This window comes from Pseudofrankia saprophytica, assembly GCF_000235425.2.
Taxonomy (GTDB): domain Bacteria; phylum Actinomycetota; class Actinomycetes; order Frankiales; family Frankiaceae; genus Pseudofrankia; species Pseudofrankia saprophytica.
Genome location: NZ_KI912266.1, coordinates 3,273,255 through 3,295,071, shown reverse-complemented (window position 1 = coordinate 3,295,071; position 21,817 = coordinate 3,273,255). Strand labels below are relative to the sequence as shown.

Annotated in this window: 13 protein-coding genes and 4 pseudogenes; 15 read left to right on the top strand and 2 right to left on the bottom strand. The window is 68.7% G+C overall.

Annotation, left to right across the window (positions count from 1 at the left end):
- Positions 1 to 760: 760 nt before the first annotated feature.
- The 14 genes and pseudogenes from FRCN3DRAFT_RS0213705 to FRCN3DRAFT_RS44385 form a co-directional block, all read left to right on the top strand.
- Positions 761 to 1,975, top strand: a complete 1,215-nt coding sequence (locus FRCN3DRAFT_RS0213705) for a cytochrome P450 (RefSeq protein ID WP_035927796.1) — start codon at positions 761 to 763, stop codon at positions 1,973 to 1,975.
- A 137-nt stretch (positions 1,976 to 2,112) separates the two neighbouring features.
- Positions 2,113 to 2,805 carry a TetR/AcrR family transcriptional regulator gene (locus FRCN3DRAFT_RS0213700; RefSeq protein WP_027140560.1) on the top strand — a complete coding sequence of 231 codons (693 nt, stop codon included), beginning with the start codon at positions 2,113 to 2,115 and terminating at the stop codon, positions 2,803 to 2,805.
- Positions 2,806 to 3,093: 288 nt separating this feature from the next.
- On the top strand, positions 3,094 to 5,310 hold the full coding sequence (locus FRCN3DRAFT_RS0213695) for an ABC transporter permease (RefSeq protein ID WP_007507535.1): 2,217 nt from the start codon (positions 3,094 to 3,096) through the stop codon (positions 5,308 to 5,310).
- Positions 5,307 to 6,077, top strand: a complete 771-nt coding sequence (locus FRCN3DRAFT_RS0213690; protein WP_007507537.1) for an ABC transporter ATP-binding protein — start codon at positions 5,307 to 5,309, stop codon at positions 6,075 to 6,077. Before FRCN3DRAFT_RS0213695 ends, FRCN3DRAFT_RS0213690 begins: the two co-directional genes overlap by 4 nt.
- Complete coding sequence (locus tag FRCN3DRAFT_RS0213685) at positions 6,074 to 6,928, top strand: ABC transporter ATP-binding protein (RefSeq protein WP_007507538.1); 855 nt, start codon at positions 6,074 to 6,076, stop codon at positions 6,926 to 6,928. Before FRCN3DRAFT_RS0213690 ends, FRCN3DRAFT_RS0213685 begins: the two co-directional genes overlap by 4 nt.
- 288 nt (positions 6,929 to 7,216) lie before the next feature.
- Entirely contained in the window at positions 7,217 to 8,506 is a 1,290-nt protein-coding gene (locus FRCN3DRAFT_RS0213680; protein ID WP_232794034.1) for an ABC transporter substrate-binding protein, read from the top strand.
- A gap of 996 nt (positions 8,507 to 9,502) precedes the next feature.
- Positions 9,503 to 10,219, top strand: coding sequence for an IS6 family transposase (locus FRCN3DRAFT_RS0213675; RefSeq protein WP_027140559.1), 717 nt, complete (start codon positions 9,503 to 9,505; stop codon positions 10,217 to 10,219).
- 301 nt (positions 10,220 to 10,520) lie between these two features.
- A complete protein-coding gene (locus FRCN3DRAFT_RS44400; protein ID WP_007507543.1) occupies positions 10,521 to 11,135 on the top strand; it encodes an RNA polymerase sigma factor in 615 nt (204 codons plus the stop codon).
- Between the two features lie 95 nt (positions 11,136 to 11,230).
- Complete coding sequence (locus tag FRCN3DRAFT_RS0213665) at positions 11,231 to 12,118, top strand: hypothetical protein (protein WP_007507546.1); 888 nt, start codon at positions 11,231 to 11,233, stop codon at positions 12,116 to 12,118.
- Between the two features lie 211 nt (positions 12,119 to 12,329).
- On the top strand, positions 12,330 to 13,043 hold the full coding sequence (locus tag FRCN3DRAFT_RS44395; RefSeq protein ID WP_051466252.1) for an ATP-binding protein: 714 nt from the start codon (positions 12,330 to 12,332) through the stop codon (positions 13,041 to 13,043).
- 120 nt (positions 13,044 to 13,163) lie between these two features.
- Positions 13,164 to 13,703 (top strand): annotated as a pseudogene (locus FRCN3DRAFT_RS44390) (transposase); the annotation flags it as partial.
- Between the two features lie 646 nt (positions 13,704 to 14,349).
- Positions 14,350 to 15,741, top strand: a complete 1,392-nt coding sequence (gene ltrA / locus FRCN3DRAFT_RS0213650; protein ID WP_232794022.1) for a group II intron reverse transcriptase/maturase — start codon at positions 14,350 to 14,352, stop codon at positions 15,739 to 15,741.
- Between the two features lie 879 nt (positions 15,742 to 16,620).
- Positions 16,621 to 18,420, top strand: a complete 1,800-nt coding sequence (ltrA, locus tag FRCN3DRAFT_RS0213645) for a group II intron reverse transcriptase/maturase (protein WP_007516260.1) — start codon at positions 16,621 to 16,623, stop codon at positions 18,418 to 18,420.
- Positions 18,421 to 18,494: 74 nt separating this feature from the next.
- Positions 18,495 to 19,280, top strand: a pseudogene (locus tag FRCN3DRAFT_RS44385) (IS1380 family transposase); the annotation flags it as partial.
- 686 nt (positions 19,281 to 19,966) lie between these two features.
- Here FRCN3DRAFT_RS44385 and FRCN3DRAFT_RS53010 read toward each other — a convergent pair.
- Positions 19,967 to 20,116: pseudogene (locus tag FRCN3DRAFT_RS53010) on the bottom strand (IS6 family transposase); the annotation flags it as partial.
- Positions 20,117 to 20,758: 642 nt separating this feature from the next.
- Entirely contained in the window at positions 20,759 to 21,118 is a 360-nt protein-coding gene (locus FRCN3DRAFT_RS56165) for a hypothetical protein (RefSeq protein ID WP_007516257.1), read from the bottom strand.
- Positions 21,119 to 21,677: 559 nt separating this feature from the next.
- Here FRCN3DRAFT_RS56165 and FRCN3DRAFT_RS53005 point away from each other — a divergent pair.
- Positions 21,678 to 21,803, top strand: a pseudogene (locus FRCN3DRAFT_RS53005) (IS6 family transposase); the annotation flags it as partial.
- Positions 21,804 to 21,817: the final 14 nt, after the last annotated feature.

Below are 21,817 nucleotides of genomic sequence, written 5' to 3'. Positions count from 1 at the left end.
GCCCACCCACGCCCAGCAACAACACAACCGTTGGCTGATGAGGCGGCAGCACCATAGGCCCAAACAACATTCTTCTCTCTTCCATCGCGGAGGGTTGGGTGTTGGCTGTGACGGACTTGCGCGGAAGCCCCGCCGCCTGTTCCGGACAACGGTGAACGAGACCCGTCGCAGGTCTGTGAAGTTCTGCTGGTAGACGGCGCATCCCGACTACCGCTCCCCTGCCGTCCCGCGCCGGGTCGATACCACATCCCACGACATCGCACGGCGGCCCGGACCGCGATGTGGGTCCGTAGCTGCCAGGCTCGGGCTTGCGCTCACCAGTGAGTTGGCCTCCAGCTTCCCACACATCAACGATCCAAAATTTCTGGTAGACAGCTCTTCCAGAGGTGAGAGTCATGTTCTAGTTTTCGACTGCGCCTCACCTTATAGTGAGCCGCGACGATCACTGGAGGGTGCTCTCGATGGAGGCAGACGTGGGCGCGGTTGGCGGCGTGAGTGTCGTCGGCACGGCGCAGCGGGTACTTTTGCCCGTTGCGAGCCCACCGTTGGCCGTCTGGAGAGCAGACGTAGTCCCGGCCAAGCCCCTGAGAGATGCCCTGCGCGGCGGTCTCGTATTGCTCCCATCCCCCGCCGAGAAGGCAGCATGCGCTGCTCGCCAGGTGGCCGTCGTCGGCGATGGGCACGGACCGATCCAGCGGCACGCGACCGCCATGTGCCGGGGTCCGGCGTGAGCGCGGCCGTCCCCCTGGACCGGGACCGCATGCGCGAGCTTTTCGACCTGCGCAGCAGCTACAACGCCCTGTTCGGCGGCAGCTATCAGGACGATCCCTACCCGGTATGGCACCGGCTGCGGGAGCAGGCTCCGGTTCACGCCGGTGTCGTCCATGAGCTGACGGGGCACCAGCAGCCAGCCTTCTTCCAGGGCCTTCCCTTCGACGACCGGCCACACTTCTCGGCATTCACCCACGCGGCGTGTGACGCAGCGTTCCGGGATGCCGAGGTGTTCGCGTCGTCCAGCGAGCCAGTAGATCCGAACGTCGGCCCGGTCGACGCGCAGAACAGCCTGCTGACGATGGGTGGCGCCCAGCACCGCAGGTACCGGGCGCTGGTCCAGCCCTCGTTCGTCCCCAACAAGGCTCAGTGGTGGATCCGCAATTGGATCGAAGAAACCGTCCATCTCCTGATCGACGGCTTCGTGGGTGACGGCCGAGCGGAGCTCAACGTCGACTTCTGCGCGGCGATACCCGTCCTGACCATCACCGGCAGCTTCGGCGTACCGGTCGAGCAGGCACTGGACGTCCGCGCTGCCCTGCGCAGCGCCGACGACCTCGTGGCGATGATCAAACCCATTGTGGCGGCCCGGCGCGGCCTGCCTCAGGACGACCTGATCAGCGTCCTGGTCCAGGCCGAGCTAACGGACGAGGATGGCATCGCCCACCGACTCACCGACGCGGAGATCCACTCCTTCGTGGTGCTGTTGCTCACAGCCGGATCGGGCACCACGTGGAAGCAGATGGGTATCGCCCTCACGGCGCTCCTGCAGCGACCGGAGGTGCTCGCCGCGGTCAGGGCGGACCGCACGCTGCTACGCCCGGCCATCGAGGAGTCGCTGCGGTGGATGCCTACCGACCCGATGTTCTCCCGGCACGTCACCCAGGACGTCGACTTCTACGGAACGCACCTGCCCGCAGGTGCGGTGCTCCATCTGTGCCTGGGCGCGGCGAACCGGGACCCCGCCCGATGGGACAGGCCGGACGAGTTCGACGTTGGTCGCGCCCTGCGGCCGTCGTTCGCGTTCGGCGGGGGGCAGCATGTCTGTCTCGGCATGCATGTCGCCCGGGCCGAGATGCGCGTCGCCATCGGTGCCCTTCTCGACCGGTTACCCAACCTCAGAGTCGACCCGGACGCCGAGCCCCCACGTTTCATCGGCATGTACGAGCGTGGCGCCACCGAGATTCCCGTCGTATTCGACTGACGCCACTACCGATCACCTGGAGGTCCGGATCGTACCGAAGCCCGGCTGCATCGCTTCCGATCTCGACGCCCGGCCCATCTACGGCACCCGCCGGGCCGAGACCGCGCGGACGGCCCCCTCGCCATCCCGTCACCGTCGTGACGACCGATAGCGTGTCCGGCGTGTCCTGGACCGAGCACGCCGCCGATCAGTCGCCACTCGTCCAGCGCTCGCGGTCACGCACGTTGCGACAGATGAAGATTCTCGTCGAGGCGGCGAAGCGGCTGGTGGTCGACAAGGACAGCCGGTTCACGACGCAGGAGGTCGCGAAAGAAGCAGGCATGGCGCTGCAGACGTTCTACCGGTACTTCTCGGGCAAGGACCAGCTGCTCATCGCCGTCATCGAGGACCTGATAACCGAGCAGGTCCGACGCCTCGAGGACGCCACTCGTGACGTCGCGGATCCCATGGAGCGACTACGTCGGCACGTCACGGACACGGTATCCCTGATAGACGCCGGCGGAGAGGTGGCGTCCGCCTCGCGGTTCATCGCGAGCGAGCGCTCCCGCCTTCATCGCCAGTATCCGGGTGACCTGAGGCGAGCGACGCAGCCCTTCGCCAGTCTCATCGCGCGCGAACTGCGGGCGGCGCGCGATGCCGGACTGATAGCGACGACCGACATCGATCAGGATGCCGCCCTCGTCGCCAGGATCGTCATGGCCACCTATCACGAGTACGCGTTCACGGAACACGAGGAGTCGGTGGAGACCATCACCGAGCATCTCTGGGATTTCTGCCTGCGCGGCATAGGAAGCAGCCGTAACCGGAGTCGCACCACTCCGACGGGCTAGGCGGTTCGTTCGAGCGGTACATCCCGCGTGGTGTATCACCCCCGCCCGTCGCCACGATGCGAGGCAGGCAGCGGCGACGGCGACGTTCCACCCACGGCCCGCGCGCCGGAAATCGGCCTCTCGGGATCGGTCCGCTCGGCATCTGTCACCCGATGTCATCAATCACGCACCGACGATAAGGAATGCCCCTCCATGAAGCAGCGCGAGCTCCCGCCCGGCATCGCATCGACCACGCACCACGGGTGGTCTGGCTCCCAGACCTCGGCCGGCTGACCGGGAAGGCACGGCATGGCTGGCTCCTCACTAGGCGGAGATCTTTTCAAGGCGATCCTCCAGGGCACACCGCCGGGCGCCGTCTACGCCCTGGTCGCTCTCGGCTTCGTGCTGACGTACAAGACGTCGGGGGTCTTCAACTTCGCGTTCGGTGCTCAGGCGTACGTGTCCGCCGCGATGTACTTCAAGGCCAGGCTCGACTGGGGCTGGCCGACGGTCCCGGCGGTCGTCGTGTCGGTGTTCGTCCTGGCGCCGGCGCTGGGGCTGCTGCTGGAGCGGCTCATCTTCCGCCCGCTGCGGACGGCGCCGGCGGTGGCGAAGCTCGTCGTCGCGGTGGGGCTCGCGGTGGCGATCCCGAACCTGTTCGACATCCTCTTCGGGTTCTCGCCGCGTTCGGGGGCGACGCCGGTCGGCGTCGTGCCCGACGGGGCCGGGGTGTTCTACGACCCGTTCGGCAGCTACGCGTTCAGCCGCAACGAGCTCGTCGACATGGGCGTCGCGCTCGCGGCCCTGGTCGCTCTCGGCACGCTGTTCCGCTGGGGTGACCTCGGGCTGCGGATGCGGGCGGTCGTCGAGAGCCCGCGGATGACCGAGCTCAACGGGATCGCGGCCGACCGGATCTCAGCGTTCGCGTGGGCGTTGTCGTCGCTGTTCGCGGGCGTGGCCGGGGTGCTGATCGCGCCGCGGTTCAACACCCTGGCCGCGGGCGACTTCTTCAGCCTGATGGTCGTCGCGATCGCGGCGGCGGCCGTGGGCAGGCTCGTGAGCCTGCCGCGCACGGTGGCCGGCGCCTTCATCCTCGGCATCGGGATCGCGCTGCTGAACACGTTCCTGCCACGCTGGGCGGACGATCATGCCTGGCTGAAGACGGTGCAGGACAACCTGACGCCGTCGGTGCCGTTCGTCGTGCTGTTCGCCGTGGTCGTGCTCGTCCCGAGCATCGCCCGCGCGCGGGAGTCCACCGACCCGCTGGCCGGAGTCGAACCACCCCCGCCGTCGGTGCACGGACGGGTCCGCGACCCGAGGGCGACGCTCGTCACCAGGCTCGTCGCGGCCGTGTTGCTGCTGGTGGTCGCGGTCGTCGTGCTGACGGTCGGCAACCAGCTGTGGGTCTATCTGGTGACCCAGGCGGTGGCCATGTCGGTGATCTTCCTGTCGATCACGGTCATCACCGGAATGGCGGGGCAGATCTCGCTGTGCCAGGGCGCGTTCGCCGCGATCGGCGCGTTCACCGTGTACCAGCTGGTGGCCCACTACAACATGCCAGTGCTCGTGGCCTCGTTGGTGGGCGCGGCGGTCGCGGCGGCGGTCGCCGCGGTGCTGGCGCTACCGATCCGCCGGCTCGGCGGGATCTGGGTGGCGATCGCGACGATGGCGTTCGCCTACGCGTTCGACGCCGTGGGCGTGAAACTGTCCTGGATCGGCGGCGGCGACGCCGCCATCATGACCGGCACCGCGGTCCCACGGCCGCTGATCGGCACCTGGGACCTGGCGAACGACAAGAGCTACCTGGTGTTCGCGGCGCTCGTGCTGGTCGTGGTCGCGCTCGCCGTGACGGCGCTGCGCGCGGGCACCTTCGGCCGGACACTCGCGGCACTGCGGGGCAGCGAGCTCGCGGCCGGGGCCATCGGGATCTCGGCACCCCGGGCCCGGCTGGTCGCGTTCGCGGTCTCGGCGTTCATCGCGGGTCTGGGTGGCGCGCTGTTGGCGATGTCGCAGGAGTCGGTGAACTACGACACCAACTTCTCGCCGTTCGCGGCCATGTTCTGGCTGGTGATCGTCGTGACCCTCGGCGCGCGGACCGTTCCCGGCGCGTTGAACGCCGCCGTCGCGTTCTCGCTGTTCGACCAGCTCATCCTCAAGGGCGACCTGTTCGGCTGGATCATCGGCGGCTCGGACAAGCTTCCGGGCCTTTTCCCGATCACCGGCAAATGGGTGTTCGTCCTGTTCGGGCTGGCGGCCGTCCAGTTCGCCCGTCACCCCGAGGGCCTCGTCGAACGCGGCTACGCCCGGCCGTCGTTCGCGGACAGGCTGTTCCCCCGCCTCCGAGGCGCTCCGGCCGACGACCTGCCACCCTCGCCGCGGCCGGCCGTCCCCGGCGTGGCGAACCAGGACGCCGCGGACGGGACTCGGGACGGCACCGCGAACCGCTCCGCCGGGGCGACCACGGCGGTCGGCGCGCCGACCGGGCCCGCCGCCGCGTCGGCGCGAGAGGAGGACCCGGTTCGATGACACCCGTCATGTGCGCCCGCGGCATCACGAAGAAGTTCGCCGGCATCACCGCGCTGCACGACGTCAGCATGCAGATCGAGGCGGGGGAACGGGTCGGCCTCATCGGCCCGAACGGCGCTGGGAAGACGACGTTCTTCAACTGCCTGCTGGGCGTCATCCCGACGGGCGGCGGCACGGTGGAGATCGCCGGGCGCGATGTCAGCCGACTGCCCGCCTTCCGACGGGCGAGGCTGGGCCTGGGCCGGACCTTCCAACGCATCGAGCTGTTCGGGGACTGCACGGTGCGCGACCACCTGTTCATCGCCGAACGCGTCCGGCAAGGCCACGGACGGCTCTGGAAAGACCTCCTCGGCCTCGGCGGACCCACGAAGGACGAGATTGCTCGTTGCGACGAGGTTCTCGCGCTACTCGGGCTCACCGACCTCGCCGACGAGCCGATCGAACGGCTCTCCCTGGGCCAGGGCCGCCTGGTCGAGGTCGGCAGGGCACTCATGACAGAGCCCAAGCTCCTGCTCCTGGACGAGCCCTCCTCGGGCCTCGACCGGCCCGAGGTCGCCGCACTGGCCTCCACGCTGCGCGACGTCCAGGCCGAGCAGGGCTTCGCCATCCTGCTCGTCGAACACGACGTGGAGCTGGTCACCGACTTCACCACCCGCTCCTACGTCCTCGACTTCGGCCGGCTCATCGCCGAAGGGCCCACCCGCGAGATCATGACCAGCGACCGGGTACGCGCCGCCTACCTCGGCGACCTCGAGGTGGCGCGATGACCGGTCCCACGACCGAACCAGGAAAAGACACCATGTCCACCCCGGCGACCCCCGACGAAAGACGGACCGCGGACGAGTACGCGGTCACCGCCGGCGAGACGGCCAGCGGCGACGCGGTCGGCGGCGGCAGGAACGGCGGCTCGGCGCCCGTTCTCGAACTCGACAACGTCCACGCCGCCTACGGACCGTTCCGCGCCCTGTTCGGCGTCTCCCTCAGCCTGGCGAAGGGCGAGGCGCTGGCCCTCGTCGGCTCCAACGGCGCGGGCAAGACCACCATCGCCCGAGTGGCATCCGGCCTGCTCCCACCCGGCCACGGCACGGTCCGCGTCGACGGCGCCGACCTGACCGGCAAACCGACTTTCCGGTTCGCGCGAGCGGGAATCGCGCACGCGCCCGAGGGGCGCTCCGTCTTCGGCACGCTCAGCGTCCAGGAGAACCTCACGCTGTCCTTCCGGCGGGTCCTCGGCCGAGGCGGGGTCCGCGGCGGCCTCGAGCATTCCTATGAGCTCTTTCCCGTCCTCGGCCAGCGCCGCAAGCAGCTCGCCGGCAGCCTCTCCGGCGGCGAGCAGCGCATGCTCTCGATGGCACGCGTCCTGGTCGAGAAACCCAAGGTCCTCGTCGCCGACGAGCTCTCCCTCGGCCTGGCGCCGAAGATCGTGGGCGAGCTCTACGACAGCCTCACCCGCCTCCGGGCCGACGGGGTCGCGCTGCTCCTCGTCGAGCAGCACGTCAGCCACGCGCTGCGGCTTGCCGACCGGGTCGCCGTGCTCGACCACGGACACGTCGTCTGGGCCGGCAACAGCGACGACGCCACCCAGCGCGTGGCCCAGGCGTTCGCCGTCGGTGCCTAGGGCGCCGAGCCGGCATCGCTGACCAACGCGCAGGCCCCACGCCTGTCCGTCCGCGGGCTGTGCCTGGTCGGCTCCGAGCGTCTCCACTCGGCAGGACCCGTCGGGGCGGGAGCGGGATCGGCGTTCGCGATGCCGAACAGGGAAGAATTCGCACTTCTGAGGAGGAAGAAATACGTGAGAAAATCTGGCATCAGGCAGCGCGACGCGGCTGGAGGCGGTCCGCGTGGAGGCCATACTGGCCGTAGGCTGGGCCGGCTGACGGTTCTCCTGGTCGCACTCGCACTCGCCGTGACGGCCTGTTCGAACTCGGCGGGCGGAAACTCGGGCACGTCGGCCGCGAACGACTCCGCCGCGGCGCAGGGCAAACCCACCGGACCCGGCGTCACCGACGACGAGATCCGCTTCGCGATGCTCGGGACCAAGTCCAACAACCCGCTGGGAACCTGCCTCCTGGACTGTTTCCTGTCCGGGGTCAACGCCTACTTCGCCTACCGCAACAGCGAAGGTGGCCTCGACGGCCGCAAACTGGTGGTCTCGAGGACGATCGACGATCAGCTGGGTAGCAACCAGCAGGGCGCGCTGCAGATCACCTCCTCGAACGACACTTTCGCCACGTTCGCGGCACCGGTCGTCGGCAGCGGGTTCAAGACCCTCGCCGCCGCCAAGATCCCCCTCTACGCACTCCCCGCCAACAGCACCGAGATGGCCGGCAACGACTCGATCTTCGCCAGCTCCGGCGCCTTCTGCATCGAGTGCACCCAGGTGTACTGGACCTATCTGGCCAAGCTCGCCGGTGCCACCAAGATCGCGGCGCTCGGGCTGGGGGTCTCCGCGGTCTCCAAGAACTGCGCGAACGGAGTGGTCAAGTCCATCGACCAGTACGGCGGCCAGTTCGGGCAGAAGGTCGTCTATCTCAACGACAGCCTCCCGTTCGGCCTACCGAACGGCGTCGGCCCCGAGGTCACCGCCATGAAAAGGGCCGGAGTCCAGCTCGTCATCGGCTGCGTCGACCTCAACAGCATGAAGACCTTCGCCCAGGAAATGGAACGCCAGGGCATGGGCGCGGTTCCGATGGCCCACCAGAACACCTACGACCAGAAGTTCGTCGCGGACGCCGGCAGCCTGTTCGAGGGCGACTACGTCCTGTCCACCTTCCGGCCGTTCGAGGCCGACCCGGGTACCTCCGGGCTGAAGGACTTCATCACCTGGATGGGCAAGACCGAGGCCGACGTGACCGAGAACGCCATGATCGGCTGGATCGACGCCGACCTCGCCTACCAGGGCATCAAGGCCGCGGGCTCATCGTTCTCCCGTGCCTCCGTCATCGCCGCCACCAACAAGATGACCGCCTACAGCGCTGACGGGATCATCAACCCGATCGACTGGACCCGCCAACACGAATCCCCGACCGAGGGCGACCCGGTGACCCACGGCTACAAGCAGAAGTGCATCTCCGCCGTCAAGGTCCACAACGGCGCGTTCGAACCCGTCGCCGGTAGCAGGTCCAAGCCCTTCATCTGCTGGCCGGTCACCGCAAAACCAACCTGGTCCGAGCCCACGTTCACCGACTTCAAGTAGTCGACAGCCGCTGACCATCGTCCCCGGGGCTGGACCGCCGGCCCTGGGGACGAGCCATCAGGTCACCGTTGCGGCTGTGGCCGTGCGTCTGCTCCATCCGTTCTTCGGTCAGGTCATATTGATCAAGCCGACGAGGGACTCGAACCCAATGCCGCTTGATTAGCGGGATGGTCGTGTTGTCAATTTCAACACACCAATAGACTGTCCGGGTTAGGGCAACCCGGGCTGGTCATTTGTCGAAGATGGACAACGCGCTCCGTCGGCGCGTTGATCATGGTCTGGTCCGCCCAGTTCCACCGCGGCTTGGGCTGGGCGCGTCGCGGCACTGCGACCACGTGCCGAAGGACGAGCAACTCGATGTCCTTTGGACGCCGATGAACGACCGAGCAGCGTCAGCCAGCCACACACCCGAACGAAGATCAGGTAGAGGGGTCAGCCAGCGCGTCGGCGCTGATCAGCGTCCCGTCGGAGATTCGGTAGGCGGCGCTGAATCGGATCGGGCGGCCTGGGCGAACTTGCGGACGGTGCGGCGTCCCATCCGCAGTTGGCGGGCGATCGCCCGCTCGGTGTGGCCAGCGGCGAGCAGGTCGTGCAAGGCCGTATGGGTGCGTCGGATCCGTTCGACTGCCCCGTCTAAGCAGACCTGGCCCGTGATCAAGGCTCTGACCAGGGCAGCCCTGGGGCCGCATCCCTAGGCGTCTCACTGAAGCCGGTCCGTCGATCTCGTTTGGTCGCCAGGAGCCGGACAGGCGGATGTCGGCGCATAGCGGGGCGGGCCAGGCGCGTTTGGAACCGTGAACGAGGCCGGCCAGCGGAATGGCCGTTGCCCGGCGAGGTGGACGAGGACCCCAGCCGATCGGAGCCGAGGGTGCGCGCGGATGAGAAACGATCATTTGAGGCGTTCATGGGAGACGCTGCCGACCGGTTACTACTGACCGCGCACTGTTGCGTCGGTGGACGCTGTGGTCCGTCCCGGCGGCCAGGCATGATCGGATGATGGCGCACCGCCGTCCTCATCCGCCGGTCCCGGTCTCGGCCTCGGAGTTCGCCGGCTTCCGGTTCCCACCGGAGGTGATCGTTCTGGGAGTTCGCTGGTATCTGCGGTTCGCGTTGTCGTACCGGGACATCGAGGAGTTGCTCGCCGAACGCGGCGTCGACGTTGATCACGTGACCGTGTACAGGTGGGTCCGCCGGTTCACCCCGCTGCTGATCGACGCCGCCCGGCCCTGTCGCCACAGCCCGGGCGACAGGTGGTTCACGGACGAGACATATGTCAAGATCGCGGGCCGGTGGCGCTACCTGTACCGAGCGATCGACCAGTACGGGCAGGTCATCGACGTACTCGCCTCCGAGAATCGGGACCTGGCCGCGGCGCGTCGGTTCTTCACCGCCACGTTGTCGCATGGTCGTCGCCCGGTGGAGGTGACCACCGACCGGGCCCCGGCCTACCCACGCGTCCTCGACGAGCAACTGCCTGCTGCTCACCACGTGGACGCCCGCTACGCGAACAACCCGATCGAGGCCGACCACGGCCGGTTGAAAGCCCGGCCGCGGCCGATGCGAGGACTGAAACGACTGCACTCGGCCCAGGTGATTGGCTCCAGGCACGCCTTCGTCCAGAACCTTCGCCGCGGACACTACGAACTCGGCATCGACGCCGAGCCCCATCTCCGGCTCGCGACAGCGTTCGCCGAGCTCGCGCAGGCTATCTGATCAGGTCGCCAACTTGGCCCTGCCGTGCCTCGGGCCGGCTCAACGCAACAGCCCCGGTCGAGGCGTGTCGCGAGACCGGAAGATCATCTGTGTACAGCCGAACGTACCGGCACAATGCCATTCCGCTACCGTCAGGGCCCCCTTGTCGCCGCGTTCGAGGCGGGGTCCCATCATCTGCGCGGTGACCGAGAGCGCGGAGATAGGCGGCGACGCGCCAGTCGCTGGTGGCGCCTCGCGACGATCATCGTTTTTGCTGGGGCCGGGACCCGGATCTGGCGGGCCGGCGGCCTCGCTGGCGTCGGTGCCGCCCCTTGTGTCCGCGATCGCCGATGAGGACAGGGCCGAGGGCGACACGACGGATCTCTCGTCAGCGCTGTCGGAGGCGCAGCGCGGTGACGAGGGTGCCTTCCGGCTGATCTACCGGACGACTGGGCCGGGTCTGCTGCGGTACCTACGGCTACTCGTCGGCAACGATGCCGAGGACGTGGCCTCCGAGACGTGGCTTCAGATCGCTCGGGACCTGGCGTCGTTCCGCGGGGACTTCGCCGACTTTCGCGGCTGGGCAGCGACTATCGCGCGTCACCGCGCGTTGGATCATCTGCGCCGACGAAGTCGCCGCCCGGGGGACGACATACCTGTTGAGATGCTGATGACCGAATTGGCCGCGCCCGATGACACCTCCAGAAGCGCGTTGGAGGCGGTGTCCACCGCAGCGGCTCTGCGGTTGATCGCGGGTCTGCCGTTGGACCAGGCGGAGGCGGTGCTCCTGCGGGTGGTCATGGGGCTGGACGCGAAGGCCGCGGGGCGGGTGTTGGGCAAGCGCGCTGGCGCGGTCCGCGTCGCGTCGCACCGGGGGTTACGCAGACTCGCCGAGCAGCTCGGCGAGCAGGGCATCACCGGATCCGGCGGGCTGTAGGCGATGATCATGATCGGGGTGACGGCGCAAGGCGAGGACCAGGAACATCGGCCGGGTGTAACACCGATGAGGGCTTCAACGCTGAAGGACGTGAGATGAGCACACTCCGACCCCGTCGGATCGGCCGAGGCGCCGCTGAGCGGATGCTGCGCGGCGGTCCGGTCGACGGTGGGGCTGGTGTGGATCCTCTCGCCGATCTGCTCACCGCGGCGGCCGCTCCGGCCCGCGTAGGTGAGCTCGACGGCGAGGAAGCGGCAGTCGCCGCTTTCCGGGAGGCGCGTCTCGCCCACGTCACCCAGCCACGGAGAGAACCCATGAACAAGACGCTGCTCGCCCGACTGCTGACCATGAAGATCGCCGCGATCGCGGCCGGGGCCACGGTCATCAGCGGCGTCGCCGTCGCCGCGGGCACAGGAGTCCTGCCTGGCGTCGGCGGAGGTGCCGGCACCGAGGTGTCCCCGACGGCTGGCGCCACCGCCAGCGCGGACGTCTCGGCGAGCGGCGTGCCGAGCGCCGATGCCTCCGCCTCCGCCTCACTGCTCGCGTTGTGCCACAGCTACCAGGCCGCCGCAGAGACCAACCCCGACACTGTCCTTGATTCTCCGACCATGCAGGCGCTGGTGACCGCCGCAGGCGGCCGCGCCGAGGTCGACGCCTACTGCGCGACGGCACTGCGGGCACAGGCCAACGCCACCGTGGCGCCGGGCGCCGCGGGCGTAAGTGTGGCTCCGGGCGGTGCCGGGGCCGACGTTGCCGTGGGCGGCGCCGGGGCCGAGGCCGGGGTGGGCGGCGGCGGTACCGGGGCCGAGGTCACCGCGGGTCCTGGCACGAGCGCGGGCGTGAACGTCGGCGCGACCGACGCAGGTGTCGGCGCGCAGGTTCCCGGCGCGGCTACCAGCGCGAGTGCGAGCACGGGCCCTGGCGGCCTGGGCGTCGGTGCGGGTGTCGGCGGCGCCGGCGCGGACGCGTCGGTCGGCCGCTGAGCAGGCCTTCCAGGAGGTCTGGTAGATCACGCCGGCCGCGCCGACGTGATCTACCAGACCTCCGCGGTGACACCGTCGCCGGGCACCGGTCGGGGACCTCGGCGAAGTCCGTGACCGTCCCGCCACGACGGCACGCGACCTGATTTTCCAGCCGCCTCGCCGCACAGAGGAGCAGCGGCCAGCGTCACCCTCCCTGGTGGTAGCGCCGGGTGTGGGAAGGACGCGGTCCGCGCCCGGCGCCTACCTGATCGGAGAGATGCTGGTGACCATCCGCCGCGTCGTCACATCACCATCCCGGTCCGACCCGAATCCCCCGGCCGGGCCGGGTGGCGCGCGCGGCCCGGTGCACAGTGTCTTTCGCTATCCGCTGGATGGGCGTTCGGCCAGCGTCGCCCGCGACCACGTGCGAGCCCAGCTGCGCGGCTGGGGCCTCGACGAGTTGCAGAACGAAGCGACCCTCCTCGCGTCGGAGCTGGTCACGAACGCCATCCGTGCGTCCGAGCTGCTGCCGAGACGAAGCGCCGGTGGGAACGGGCAACCGTCCGTCGCTCTCCAGCTGACGTACGACCGTCATCGCCTCGTCGTCGAGGTCTGGGACCGGGCAGCGGGCCGGCCAGAATTCCGCCGTGGCGACCCGGCCGCCGGCACCAGCGGGGGTCTGCGCCTCGTCAACGCCCTCGCCGCCGGCTGGGGCAGCTACCCCGTCTACGCACACGGCGACCCGAACGGCAAGGTCGTCTGGGCCAGCCTGCCCCAGCCCCAGCCAAGCCGTCAGGCTGCTGCCGGCGACACCCCCGCCGACGAGGCACACCTCCCGCGCCGCACCCCGTCAGCCCCATCAGACCCCGACCAGCCCCCTCCGGACCGCACCAACCTGGCCATCCTGCAACGGGTCCTCGGCCGGCTGCGCACCCTCGACGCCTAACCCAGGGCTTTCATGGTGGTGATCGGGTGGTGGGTGTGTCGGGAAAAGGAAAGTGCTCCTGAGCTGGGAGGATCGGGCTTGCTGAGGGCCTGAATCCTGTCCGAACCAAGGAGCACCTTCATGGTGCAGAGTACCGGTGTCTATCCATCCGTCCGTGTCGATGTGGCTGGTCGCGGCGTCGTGTCGGTGGCTGGGGCGGTGTTGTTGACCGAGACGGTCCGTGTCAGCGGGCTGGGTCGGCTGTTGTCAGTAGCGCTCGGGCCGTGGCGTTCGCCGCTGGCGGTCCATGATCCGGCGAAGGTGTTGCTGGATCTGGCCGTGATGTTGGCGCTGGGCGGGGACTGCCTCGCGGACATCGCCCTGCTGCGCGCCGAGCCGGAGATCTTCGGCCGGGTGGCGTCGGACCCGACGGTGTCACGGACGGTCGACCGGCTGGCCGGTGACGTCGACCGGGTGCTCGTCGCGGTCGGTAGGGCGCGCGCCGTGGCGCGGGGCCGGGTGTGGTCGATGGCTGGTGAACACGCTCCCGACCGTCAGGTCTCCGCGCAGGATCCGCTGGTCGTGGACCTCGACGCGACGCTGGTCACCGCGCATTCGGAAAAGGAGGCCGCGGCGCCGACCTTCAAGAAGGGCTTCGTGCGCCACGAGGCGCTGTGTTTCGAGTGGGGGTGGAAGACCTTCGCTTTTAGCCTGTCGCAGCAGGTTGATTGTAGCTGAGGGCAGCCTGATCCGGGTGGTGCCGGGAAGGGCGGGAGCAGCCCTGACAAAGCCAGGACGTGTCAGCACTGCCAGATGGTGCGGGCCTGGCGAGCGAGTTGGAGAGGAGTACGCGAGGAACCGACGTCTACGTCCTTTAAAACAATGAGCCGGCTCAAATCTGGTGGATAAGGGCCGGTCGCGGTGCGCACCGAGCATCCACCCGGGTGTGAGGGAACTTCGGGGAGGTCTGAAACCGCCGAACCGGAGGCCACGGGGAAAGTCTGCGGCGTACCCATGGCGATGCCGCTGGGACACAGTCGGGCTCCTCCTCCGACAAACGAAACATGGTGAACGTGGGAACCGCCTCGTCCGGGTTCCCGGGCAAGCTCGCAGCCAGCGGGCTGTCGGGATAGGCGCACCGACCGTCGAACCGGCGAGGTGGGGCGGAGCCGCCGTAGTACTCCGAGCCGGGGAAAGCCCGGCACATGGGGAAGGGCGGCAGTGGTTTCGAGAAGGGAAGGATGCTGCAATGCCGGAAGACGCGTCGTTGGATGGCGGCGCTCCACGCGGACACGACCTCACGGTGGCGGCTGCGCGGGTATCGGGGATGCAGGCCAAACTTCACCGTTGGGCGGCGGCTGATCCTGGCCGCCGGTTCGATGACCTGTACAACTTCGTGTGTGACCCGGCGACGCTGCTCGTGGCGTATCGGCGGGTCGCTGGTAACCGGGGCGCCCGGACTGCTGGTGTCGACGGCCTCACGGTCGCCGACGTCGACCGGCAGCTGGGCGTCTCCGGGTTCCTGGACGACCTGCGTTCCCAGCTGAAGGCGGGCACCTTCCGCCCGCTGCCGGTCAGAGAGCGCGTGATTCCCAAACCGGGAGGGGCGGGGAAAATACGGCGACTCGGGATTCCCACAGTCGCTGACAGGGTCGTCCAGGCCGCGCTGAAACTGGTCCTGGAACCGATCTTCGACACCGACTTTCTGCCGGTATCGTATGGCTTCAGGCCGGGTCGGCGGGCGCAGGACGCGATAGCCGAGATCCACATGTTCGGCACCAAGGGCTACCGCTGGGTGCTGGACGCGGACATCCACGCGTGTTTCGACGAGATCAACCATGGCGTGCTGATGGACCGGGTAAGGAAACGGATCAAGGACAAGCGTGTGCTGGCGCTGGTCAAGGCGTTCCTGAAAGCCGGGATCCTCACCGAACTCGGCGAGCCCCAGAACACCCGGACCGGCGTTCCCCAAGGCGGTATTCTTTCACCGCTGCTCGCGAACATTGCCCTGTCGGTGCTCGACGAGCATCTGCACGGGCCGTGGCAGCCGGGTGGGGCGCAGTCGACCCAGGTAAAACGCGCGGGCCGGCGCAAGAAAGGGCTCCCGAGGTGGCGGCTCGTCCGCTACGCGGACGACTTCGTCGTCCTGGTCAACGGGAATGAGCACGACGCCCAGACGCTGCGCGAAGAAGTAGTCCGGGTGTTGACCACGATGGGGCTGCGCCTGTCCGAGGCGAAGACTCAGGTCACGCATCTGGATCGGGGTTTCGACTTCCTCGGGTTCCGCATCCAGCGGCGCCGCAAGAGGGGGACAGACAAGTGGTACGTCTACACCTTCGTAGCCGACCGGGCGATCCGGGCGGTGAAGGCGAAGATCAGGGCCATGACTCCCAGGGAATCACATCAGGGCCTGGAGGACCTGCTGACCTGGATCAACAGGGTCACGCACGGGTGGGCCGGCTACTTCAAGCACGCCGTGGCGAAGCACGTGTTCAGTGCCATCGACAGCTTCGTCTGGTGGCGTCTCGCTCGGCTGCTGATGACCCGGCACCGCTGGAGATGGAAGGAGTTCCGCGCCCGATATACCACCCCCACCGGGAGGTGGTTGAACTACTGGGCCGGTACCACCGAGTGGAAGCGGACCGCCAAGATACCGGTCACCCGGTACCGCTACCGCGGCACTCGGATCCCCACCCCCTGGGCCCCACAACCCGCATAACGGCAGGGACCATGGAGCGCCCGGTGCGTCGAAAGGCGCACGCCGGGTGCGGAGAGAGGCCGTGGGAAACGGGCCGGGAGTAATCCCGGCACCGCGCCCACGGCCTACTCGACGGGTTCCATCCGCTGTGGGCGTTCGTCGACCACGGCCAGGACGGCACCGGGGAGCCGGCGGCGGTACTGCTGCGGGCGGGCAACGCCGGGTCGGTGCGACACGAGGTCGCACGAGTTGAGTGGTTGCACCGATTGGGGGTTCGGCTGATGTCGACGGTGTAGCTCGGGCCAGTGTCCAAGGCCTGTCCCCACCCTGACGTGCGTCGCTGGTAACGGCGGGGTGCGAAGCTCGGGGAAGAAGCCCAAGGGTTGGCGTTCCGTCCGCCGGCCACAGGCAAGGGGAAAACCGGACGGGTGAACGTGAGTGAACCCTTGATGATGCCTCGTCACGTTTGAGCCCCGCAGGCGGAAGGTTCCAGCGGGGTTTAGGGGCTGGCCGTTGCGAAACGGCGGGTGCCGGTCGGACAGCTGAACCGTCGGCCGGGTGGACACCACCGTCCCCGGGGTTTAGAGGGCGCCCACCCCGGTTGTGTCTCGCTCGTGTGGAACGTGGAAACCCCGACGGGGTCCGTGCAGGTTTCCTGCGCGGTGGGCTGACCGTGAGGAAGGTCGATCCCCTGGCGGGAACAGGATGGCCAAGAAGCGAATGCCGGTGCGCCGAAAGGCGACGGGAAACCGGGACGTTGTGGCGGCCACCTCCGTCGCCGGTTCCGGATAACCGGCCGGATACGGGCAGGTGCCCGGCCCGAAAGGGCGCTGACGTGGCCAGGTGGGCTTGTGGAGACCGAAGCCAGGAGCACCTGAACCGAAGGGCAAGTTGGACGCCATGACCTTGGACATGCTGGAACAGGCCTTGGCCCGTCCGGCGGCCGATGCTGTGGTGAACGGACCGGAGGGCGCGTGCCCGGACTGGCTGTCGATCGACTGGCGGCAGGCCGAGGACGACGTACGGCGGCTACGGCAACGCATCTTCACGGCATCGCGGGCTGGGGATCTTAAACGGGTCCGTAGCCTCCAGAAGTTGATGCTCCGCTCCAGGGCGAACGCTGTGGTCAGCGTGCGCCGGGTGGCGGAGCTTAACGCCGGCCGCCAGACAGCGGGCGTCGACGGGAAGGCCGCGCTGTCGGTGTCCCAGAAGGCCGAGCTGGCCGGCTGGGTGCAGCGACGGTCGGCCCGGTGGTCGCCTCTGCCTGTCCGGCGGGTGTTCATCCCCAAAGCCAACGGGAAACGCCGCCCGCTCGGTATTCCGGTGATCGCCGACAGGGCGCTTCAAGCCCTGACGGCCAACGCCCTGGAACCCGAGTGGGAAGCCCGGTTCGAGCCGAAGTCCTACGGGTTTCGTCCGGGCCGCGGCTGCCATGACGCGATCGAGGCGATCTTCACCACTGTGAGCGGGCGCAACCCGCACCGCCGGTGGATCCTCGACGCCGACCTGGCCGCGGCGTTCGACCGCATCGATCACGGCCATCTCCTGAAGCTGCTGGGTACTTTCCCCGCCAGGGGCAGGATCGCCGGGTGGCTGAAGGCCGGTGTGGTCGAGCGGGAAAGGTTCACCCCGACCGGGGAGGGGGTTCCCCAAGGCGGCGTGATCAGCCCGTTGTTGCTAAATGTGGCTCTGCACGGTCTGGAAACGGCAGCCGGTGTCCGTTACCACCCCGGGCATGTCAAGCACGCCGGGGGCGTGACGGCTAGAAGTCCGCTCGTGGTGAGGTATGCCGACGACCTGGTGGCTCTTTGCCACAGCGCCGAACAGGCGCAGCAGGTCAAGGAAAGCCTCCAGCGGTGGCTTGCGCCCAGGGGTCTGGCCTTCAACGAGGACAAGACACACATCGTCCGCCTCGAAGACGGTTTCGACTTCCTCGGGTTCAACATCCGCCGTTACCGCAACGGCAAGCTGCTGACCAAACCGAGCAAGGTAGCGGTGCACAGCATCCGCCGCAGGCTCGCCGCCGAGGTCCAAGCCCTGCACGGGGCCAACGCCGAGGCGGTCATCACCAGGCTCAACCCCGCGATCCGGGGCTGGGCCGCCTACTACCGCACGGCCGTGTCCAAGGAGATCTTCTCCGCCTTGGACCACTACGTGTGGATGCTCACCTACCGGTGGGCGCGACGGACACACCCAAACAAGGGGAAACGGTGGGTGGCAACCCGATATTTTCGGGCCTTCCACCCCGCCAGGGGAGATCGCTGGGTGTTCGGTGACCGCGACAGCGGCCGCTACCTGGTCAAGTTCTCCTGGACCCCCATCGTCCGCCATACCCTGGTCAGGGGCCGGTCGTCACCCGACGATCCGACCCTGGCCGAGTACTGGGCGATCCGGCGGCGACGCGGCAAACCACCGCTGGGACCATTCCTGACACGCCTGCTCCGCAAACAGAACGGGCGCTGCCCGGCCTGCGGTGACCTGATATTGCACACAGGCCAGGAACCGCAGAGCCCACAGGACTGGGAACAGTGGCTCACCGCGCTACGAAAGGCGATCCGCCGAACAGCGATCACCGCGCCGAACCACCCGGCGGACGACAACACCCGCTACCTGATGCACCCTTTCTGCGCTCGCCGGCGTGACGCCACGACGCGCAAGACGGCACGACTTCCGGCCCGCGAAGCCATCGGGCCTGCTTGAGCCGTGTGCCGGGAAAGCTGGCACGCACGGTTCTGAGGGGGCCGGAGCGCAGCAATGCGCTCCGGCTACCCGACAACACGGCGACCGACCACATCACGGTCGCCACCGACGCGCTCGCCCACCTGCCCCGAGATCTGCGCCGATCGCGCAAGGTCCTCATCCGCGCGGACTCAGCCGGTGGCACCCACGTCTTCCTGGACTGGCTATCCCAGCGCCGGGTGGGCTACTCGGTCGGGTTCACCCTCCCCGACGACGCCGCCGTCCTGATCGCCCGGCTACCGAAGACAGCGTGGACGCCGGCCTACGACGCCGACCGGCAGCCGAGACCCGGCGCGTTCGTCGCCGAGCTGACCGGCCTGATGGACCTGTCCGGCTGGCCACCGGGGATGCAGGTCATCGTCCGCAAGGAACGACCGCATCCCGGCGCGCAGCTGCGGATCACCGACGTCGACGGCAACCGGATCACCGCGTTCGCGACGAACACGCCCCGCGGCCAGCTCGCCGACCTCGAGCTGCGCCACCGCCGCCGCGCCCGCTGCGAGGACCGGATCCGCGGCGCCAAAGACACCGGCCTGACCAACCTGCCTCTGCACGACCTCGCCCAGAACCAGGTCTGGTGCGCCCTGGTCACCCTCACCCTCGCCCTCGACCTCGTCGCCTGGACCCAGATGCTCGCCCTGCCCGACGGGCCGGCACGGCGATGGGAACCGAAACGGCTGCGCCACCGGATCTTCTGGCTCGCCGGCCGGCTCGCCCGCCACGCCCGCACCGTCGTCCTGCACCTGGCCACGCACCACCCCTGGGCAGCGCTCACCACCCAGGCGATCAGCACCCTGCACGCCATACCCAGCCCCGGATAACCCGGGCCACCGACCTCCCACCCCTACCTACCAGGAGCAACACCACCCGGACGTGGACCAGGCGCCCACCTCGCGCGACAGCGAGGCGCCCGACCACGGCCACACCCGACCTGACCCACAAAACTCAACATCAACAAGGGTGAGAGGACAACCCGCGATCACACCCAACCAACCGATGAAAGATCCGGGCTAAGCCAAGGGCGCCGGACGAGCAGCAGCTCAGGACTCGAAGGTCATCCGCACCTGCCACCAACCCTACGAACCACTACCAGCGCGGCAACGAAACGGAACCTCATGGTCACCTAACAAAGCCCTACTAGACACACCGCCGCTTCAGGGCGGCAAGGTCAAGCCGACTGTCGCCACGCTGTACTGACCCTTTGACCTGGGACAGGAACCATTGCCGGCCGACGCCCTCAGCGCTCGTTGCCATGTTCTGGCCGCGGGCGGAAGGTGGGGCCACTCAAATCTCTCAAAGCCAGCACCCGGTCGGGTACGCCTGTCATTGACACTATTCGTGGTCGGATGCCGTCGCTACTGATCGTGGCGATTGGCACCCTTTGGACGCATTGCCGCTTCGAGAGGGCGTGGTCCCATACGGTCGGTCCTGCGTTCTGACCTGCTGCTGCCGAGATGGCGCTGCATGGGCCGATGCGAGGCATGACGGCCTCTGGTTGCGGTGGCGGTCAGATGACCGTGGTGAGTTCGGTGAAGGCGGCCGCGGGCCGCTGACGTGGTTCGACGTCGATGCCCAGTTCGTAGTGGCCGCGGCGGAGGTTCTGCACGAACGCGTGCCCAGCGCCGACGACCTGTGCGGAGCGCAGACGTTTCAGACCTCACGGCGACTACGTCTGGTACCGGCGCCGACGTCGGAATTTTTGTGCGGGAATGTCTATCCCACCAGGTCCGGCTGGTCGGGTCCTGACGTGCTGGGCGCCAAGGCTGACGACGCACCGGGAGCGTCGGTCGTCGCCCACCGGCAAGTCGTTGCCGAAGCCCGTCCACGAGCACCAGGCCACGGGCATGAAGCGGCCCGATGCTCCCTGAGGGAACTCGGCATCGGACTGACCGCCTACGGAGTCCTCGGCCGGGGCCTGATCTCGGGCCATTGGAGCTCGGACCGTGACGCCGGATCCGGCGACCTCCGCGGCGTCAGCCCGCGTTTCACTAGCGGCAACGTGGAGCACAACCTCGCCCTGGTCGACGCGCTGCGCCCGGTCGCCGAGGCGAAGGCTGCGCAGTCCCCCAGCTCGCCATCGCTTGGGTCGCCGCGTGGGCGATGACATCGTGCCGCTGGTCGGTGCCCGCGCCCGTGAACGTCTGGTCGAGGCGCTGCCCGCGGTGCGGCTGCGGCTGACCGCCGGCGACCTCGCCAGGATCGAAAAGGCGGTATCGGCTGGGGCCGCGCGGCGACCGCTGCCCGGCCGCCCTCATGTCCAGCCTCGGCGTCGGGAACCAGGGGGCCCGTCCCGCGCGGGTCAAATCCGATCGGCGACGGTGCGAGCCAGGTTCTCCAGGGGGCCCCGGTTGTCCGCCGGGTCGTTGCCACGGACGAGATTGATCGACACACGGGAGTCGCCCTTGGCGACGAAGACGGCGTACTCCCAGATGTAGGCCTCGTCGCCGATACCGGTGAGCGGCTGCATCGTGTGGCCGGTCCCGCGATCGGCCGTGTAGTAGTCGACCGCGGTCTGACCGACGCGGACCTCGACCTGAGCCGTCGGTCCGTCGGGCGTCGCGGCATAGACGCAGGTCTCGTCCTCCGCGACCGGACTGAGTAGCGCGGTTCCCGCGAGCCGCTCAGCCTCCCGCGCTGAGACGACACCGCAGGGATTCAAAGACGGTTCCGCCGGCGCCGACGCCGGGGATGCGGTGGCCGGAGCCCCGGCCGTGGCCGGTGTGGCCGCCGCGGTCCGCGGTGTCGTCCCCGCTGCCGTCGACGACGCGCCGCCGTCGGCGGAACCGCCGCACCCGGAAATCCCGAGGATCCCGATGATCACAGCCGCCAAGGGACCCGCGCACGCGACGAGACGGGCGCGACTGACTGCGGGACTATCCACGTGCTCCCCCGATACCGTCATCCGCCGGCGCTTCCCCGCGCCAACCGGGCAGACCAGGAGGCTACCTGGCCCGACCTGTGGTGTTGCCCGCCTCGGCCCCGTCTGCGTCCCACTCGTCGAGCAGCCGAAGATCACGCTCGCGGCGTCCGGGCTCCCCACCCGGTCCGCCGCCGCAAGCACAGCGTCTTGGAGGCGCAGCGAATTTGGACGTGCCCGGTCCTGCCGCGCACAGCGGTTTGGCCTCACCTTCGCCGAGGCGGCCATCGATGCTGGCGACGTCGTCGTAGCTGCGGTCCGTCGCCTCGCGACGATGGACGCGCACGCGGGCCCGGTTCCCCAGGTCATCGCCTCCGGGCACGCCTTCGTCCAGAACGTTCGCCGCGGCCACTACGAACTCGCCACCGACACCGAACCCCACCGCCGGCTCGCCGCAGCCTTCACCGAGCTGGCCCTCACCATCTGACCAGGCCGCCAACC

Bases quoted from the DNA above. Each gene is read 5' to 3' on its own strand.
- FRCN3DRAFT_RS0213705 (WP_035927796.1), top strand. From the start codon at position 761: ATGCGCGAGCTTTTCGACCTGCGCAGCAGCTACAACGCCCTGTTCGGC.
- FRCN3DRAFT_RS0213695 (WP_007507535.1), top strand. From the start codon at position 3,094: ATGGCTGGCTCCTCACTAGGCGGAGATCTTTTCAAGGCGATCCTCCAG.
- FRCN3DRAFT_RS0213690 (WP_007507537.1), top strand. From the start codon at position 5,307: ATGACACCCGTCATGTGCGCCCGCGGCATCACGAAGAAGTTCGCCGGC.
- FRCN3DRAFT_RS0213685 (WP_007507538.1), top strand. From the start codon at position 6,074: ATGACCGGTCCCACGACCGAACCAGGAAAAGACACCATGTCCACCCCG.
- FRCN3DRAFT_RS0213675 (WP_027140559.1), top strand. From the start codon at position 9,503: ATGGCGCACCGCCGTCCTCATCCGCCGGTCCCGGTCTCGGCCTCGGAG.
- FRCN3DRAFT_RS0213665 (WP_007507546.1), top strand. From the start codon at position 11,231: ATGAGCACACTCCGACCCCGTCGGATCGGCCGAGGCGCCGCTGAGCGG.
- ltrA (WP_232794022.1), top strand. From the start codon at position 14,350: ATGCAGGCCAAACTTCACCGTTGGGCGGCGGCTGATCCTGGCCGCCGG.
- ltrA (WP_007516260.1), top strand. From the start codon at position 16,621: ATGACCTTGGACATGCTGGAACAGGCCTTGGCCCGTCCGGCGGCCGAT.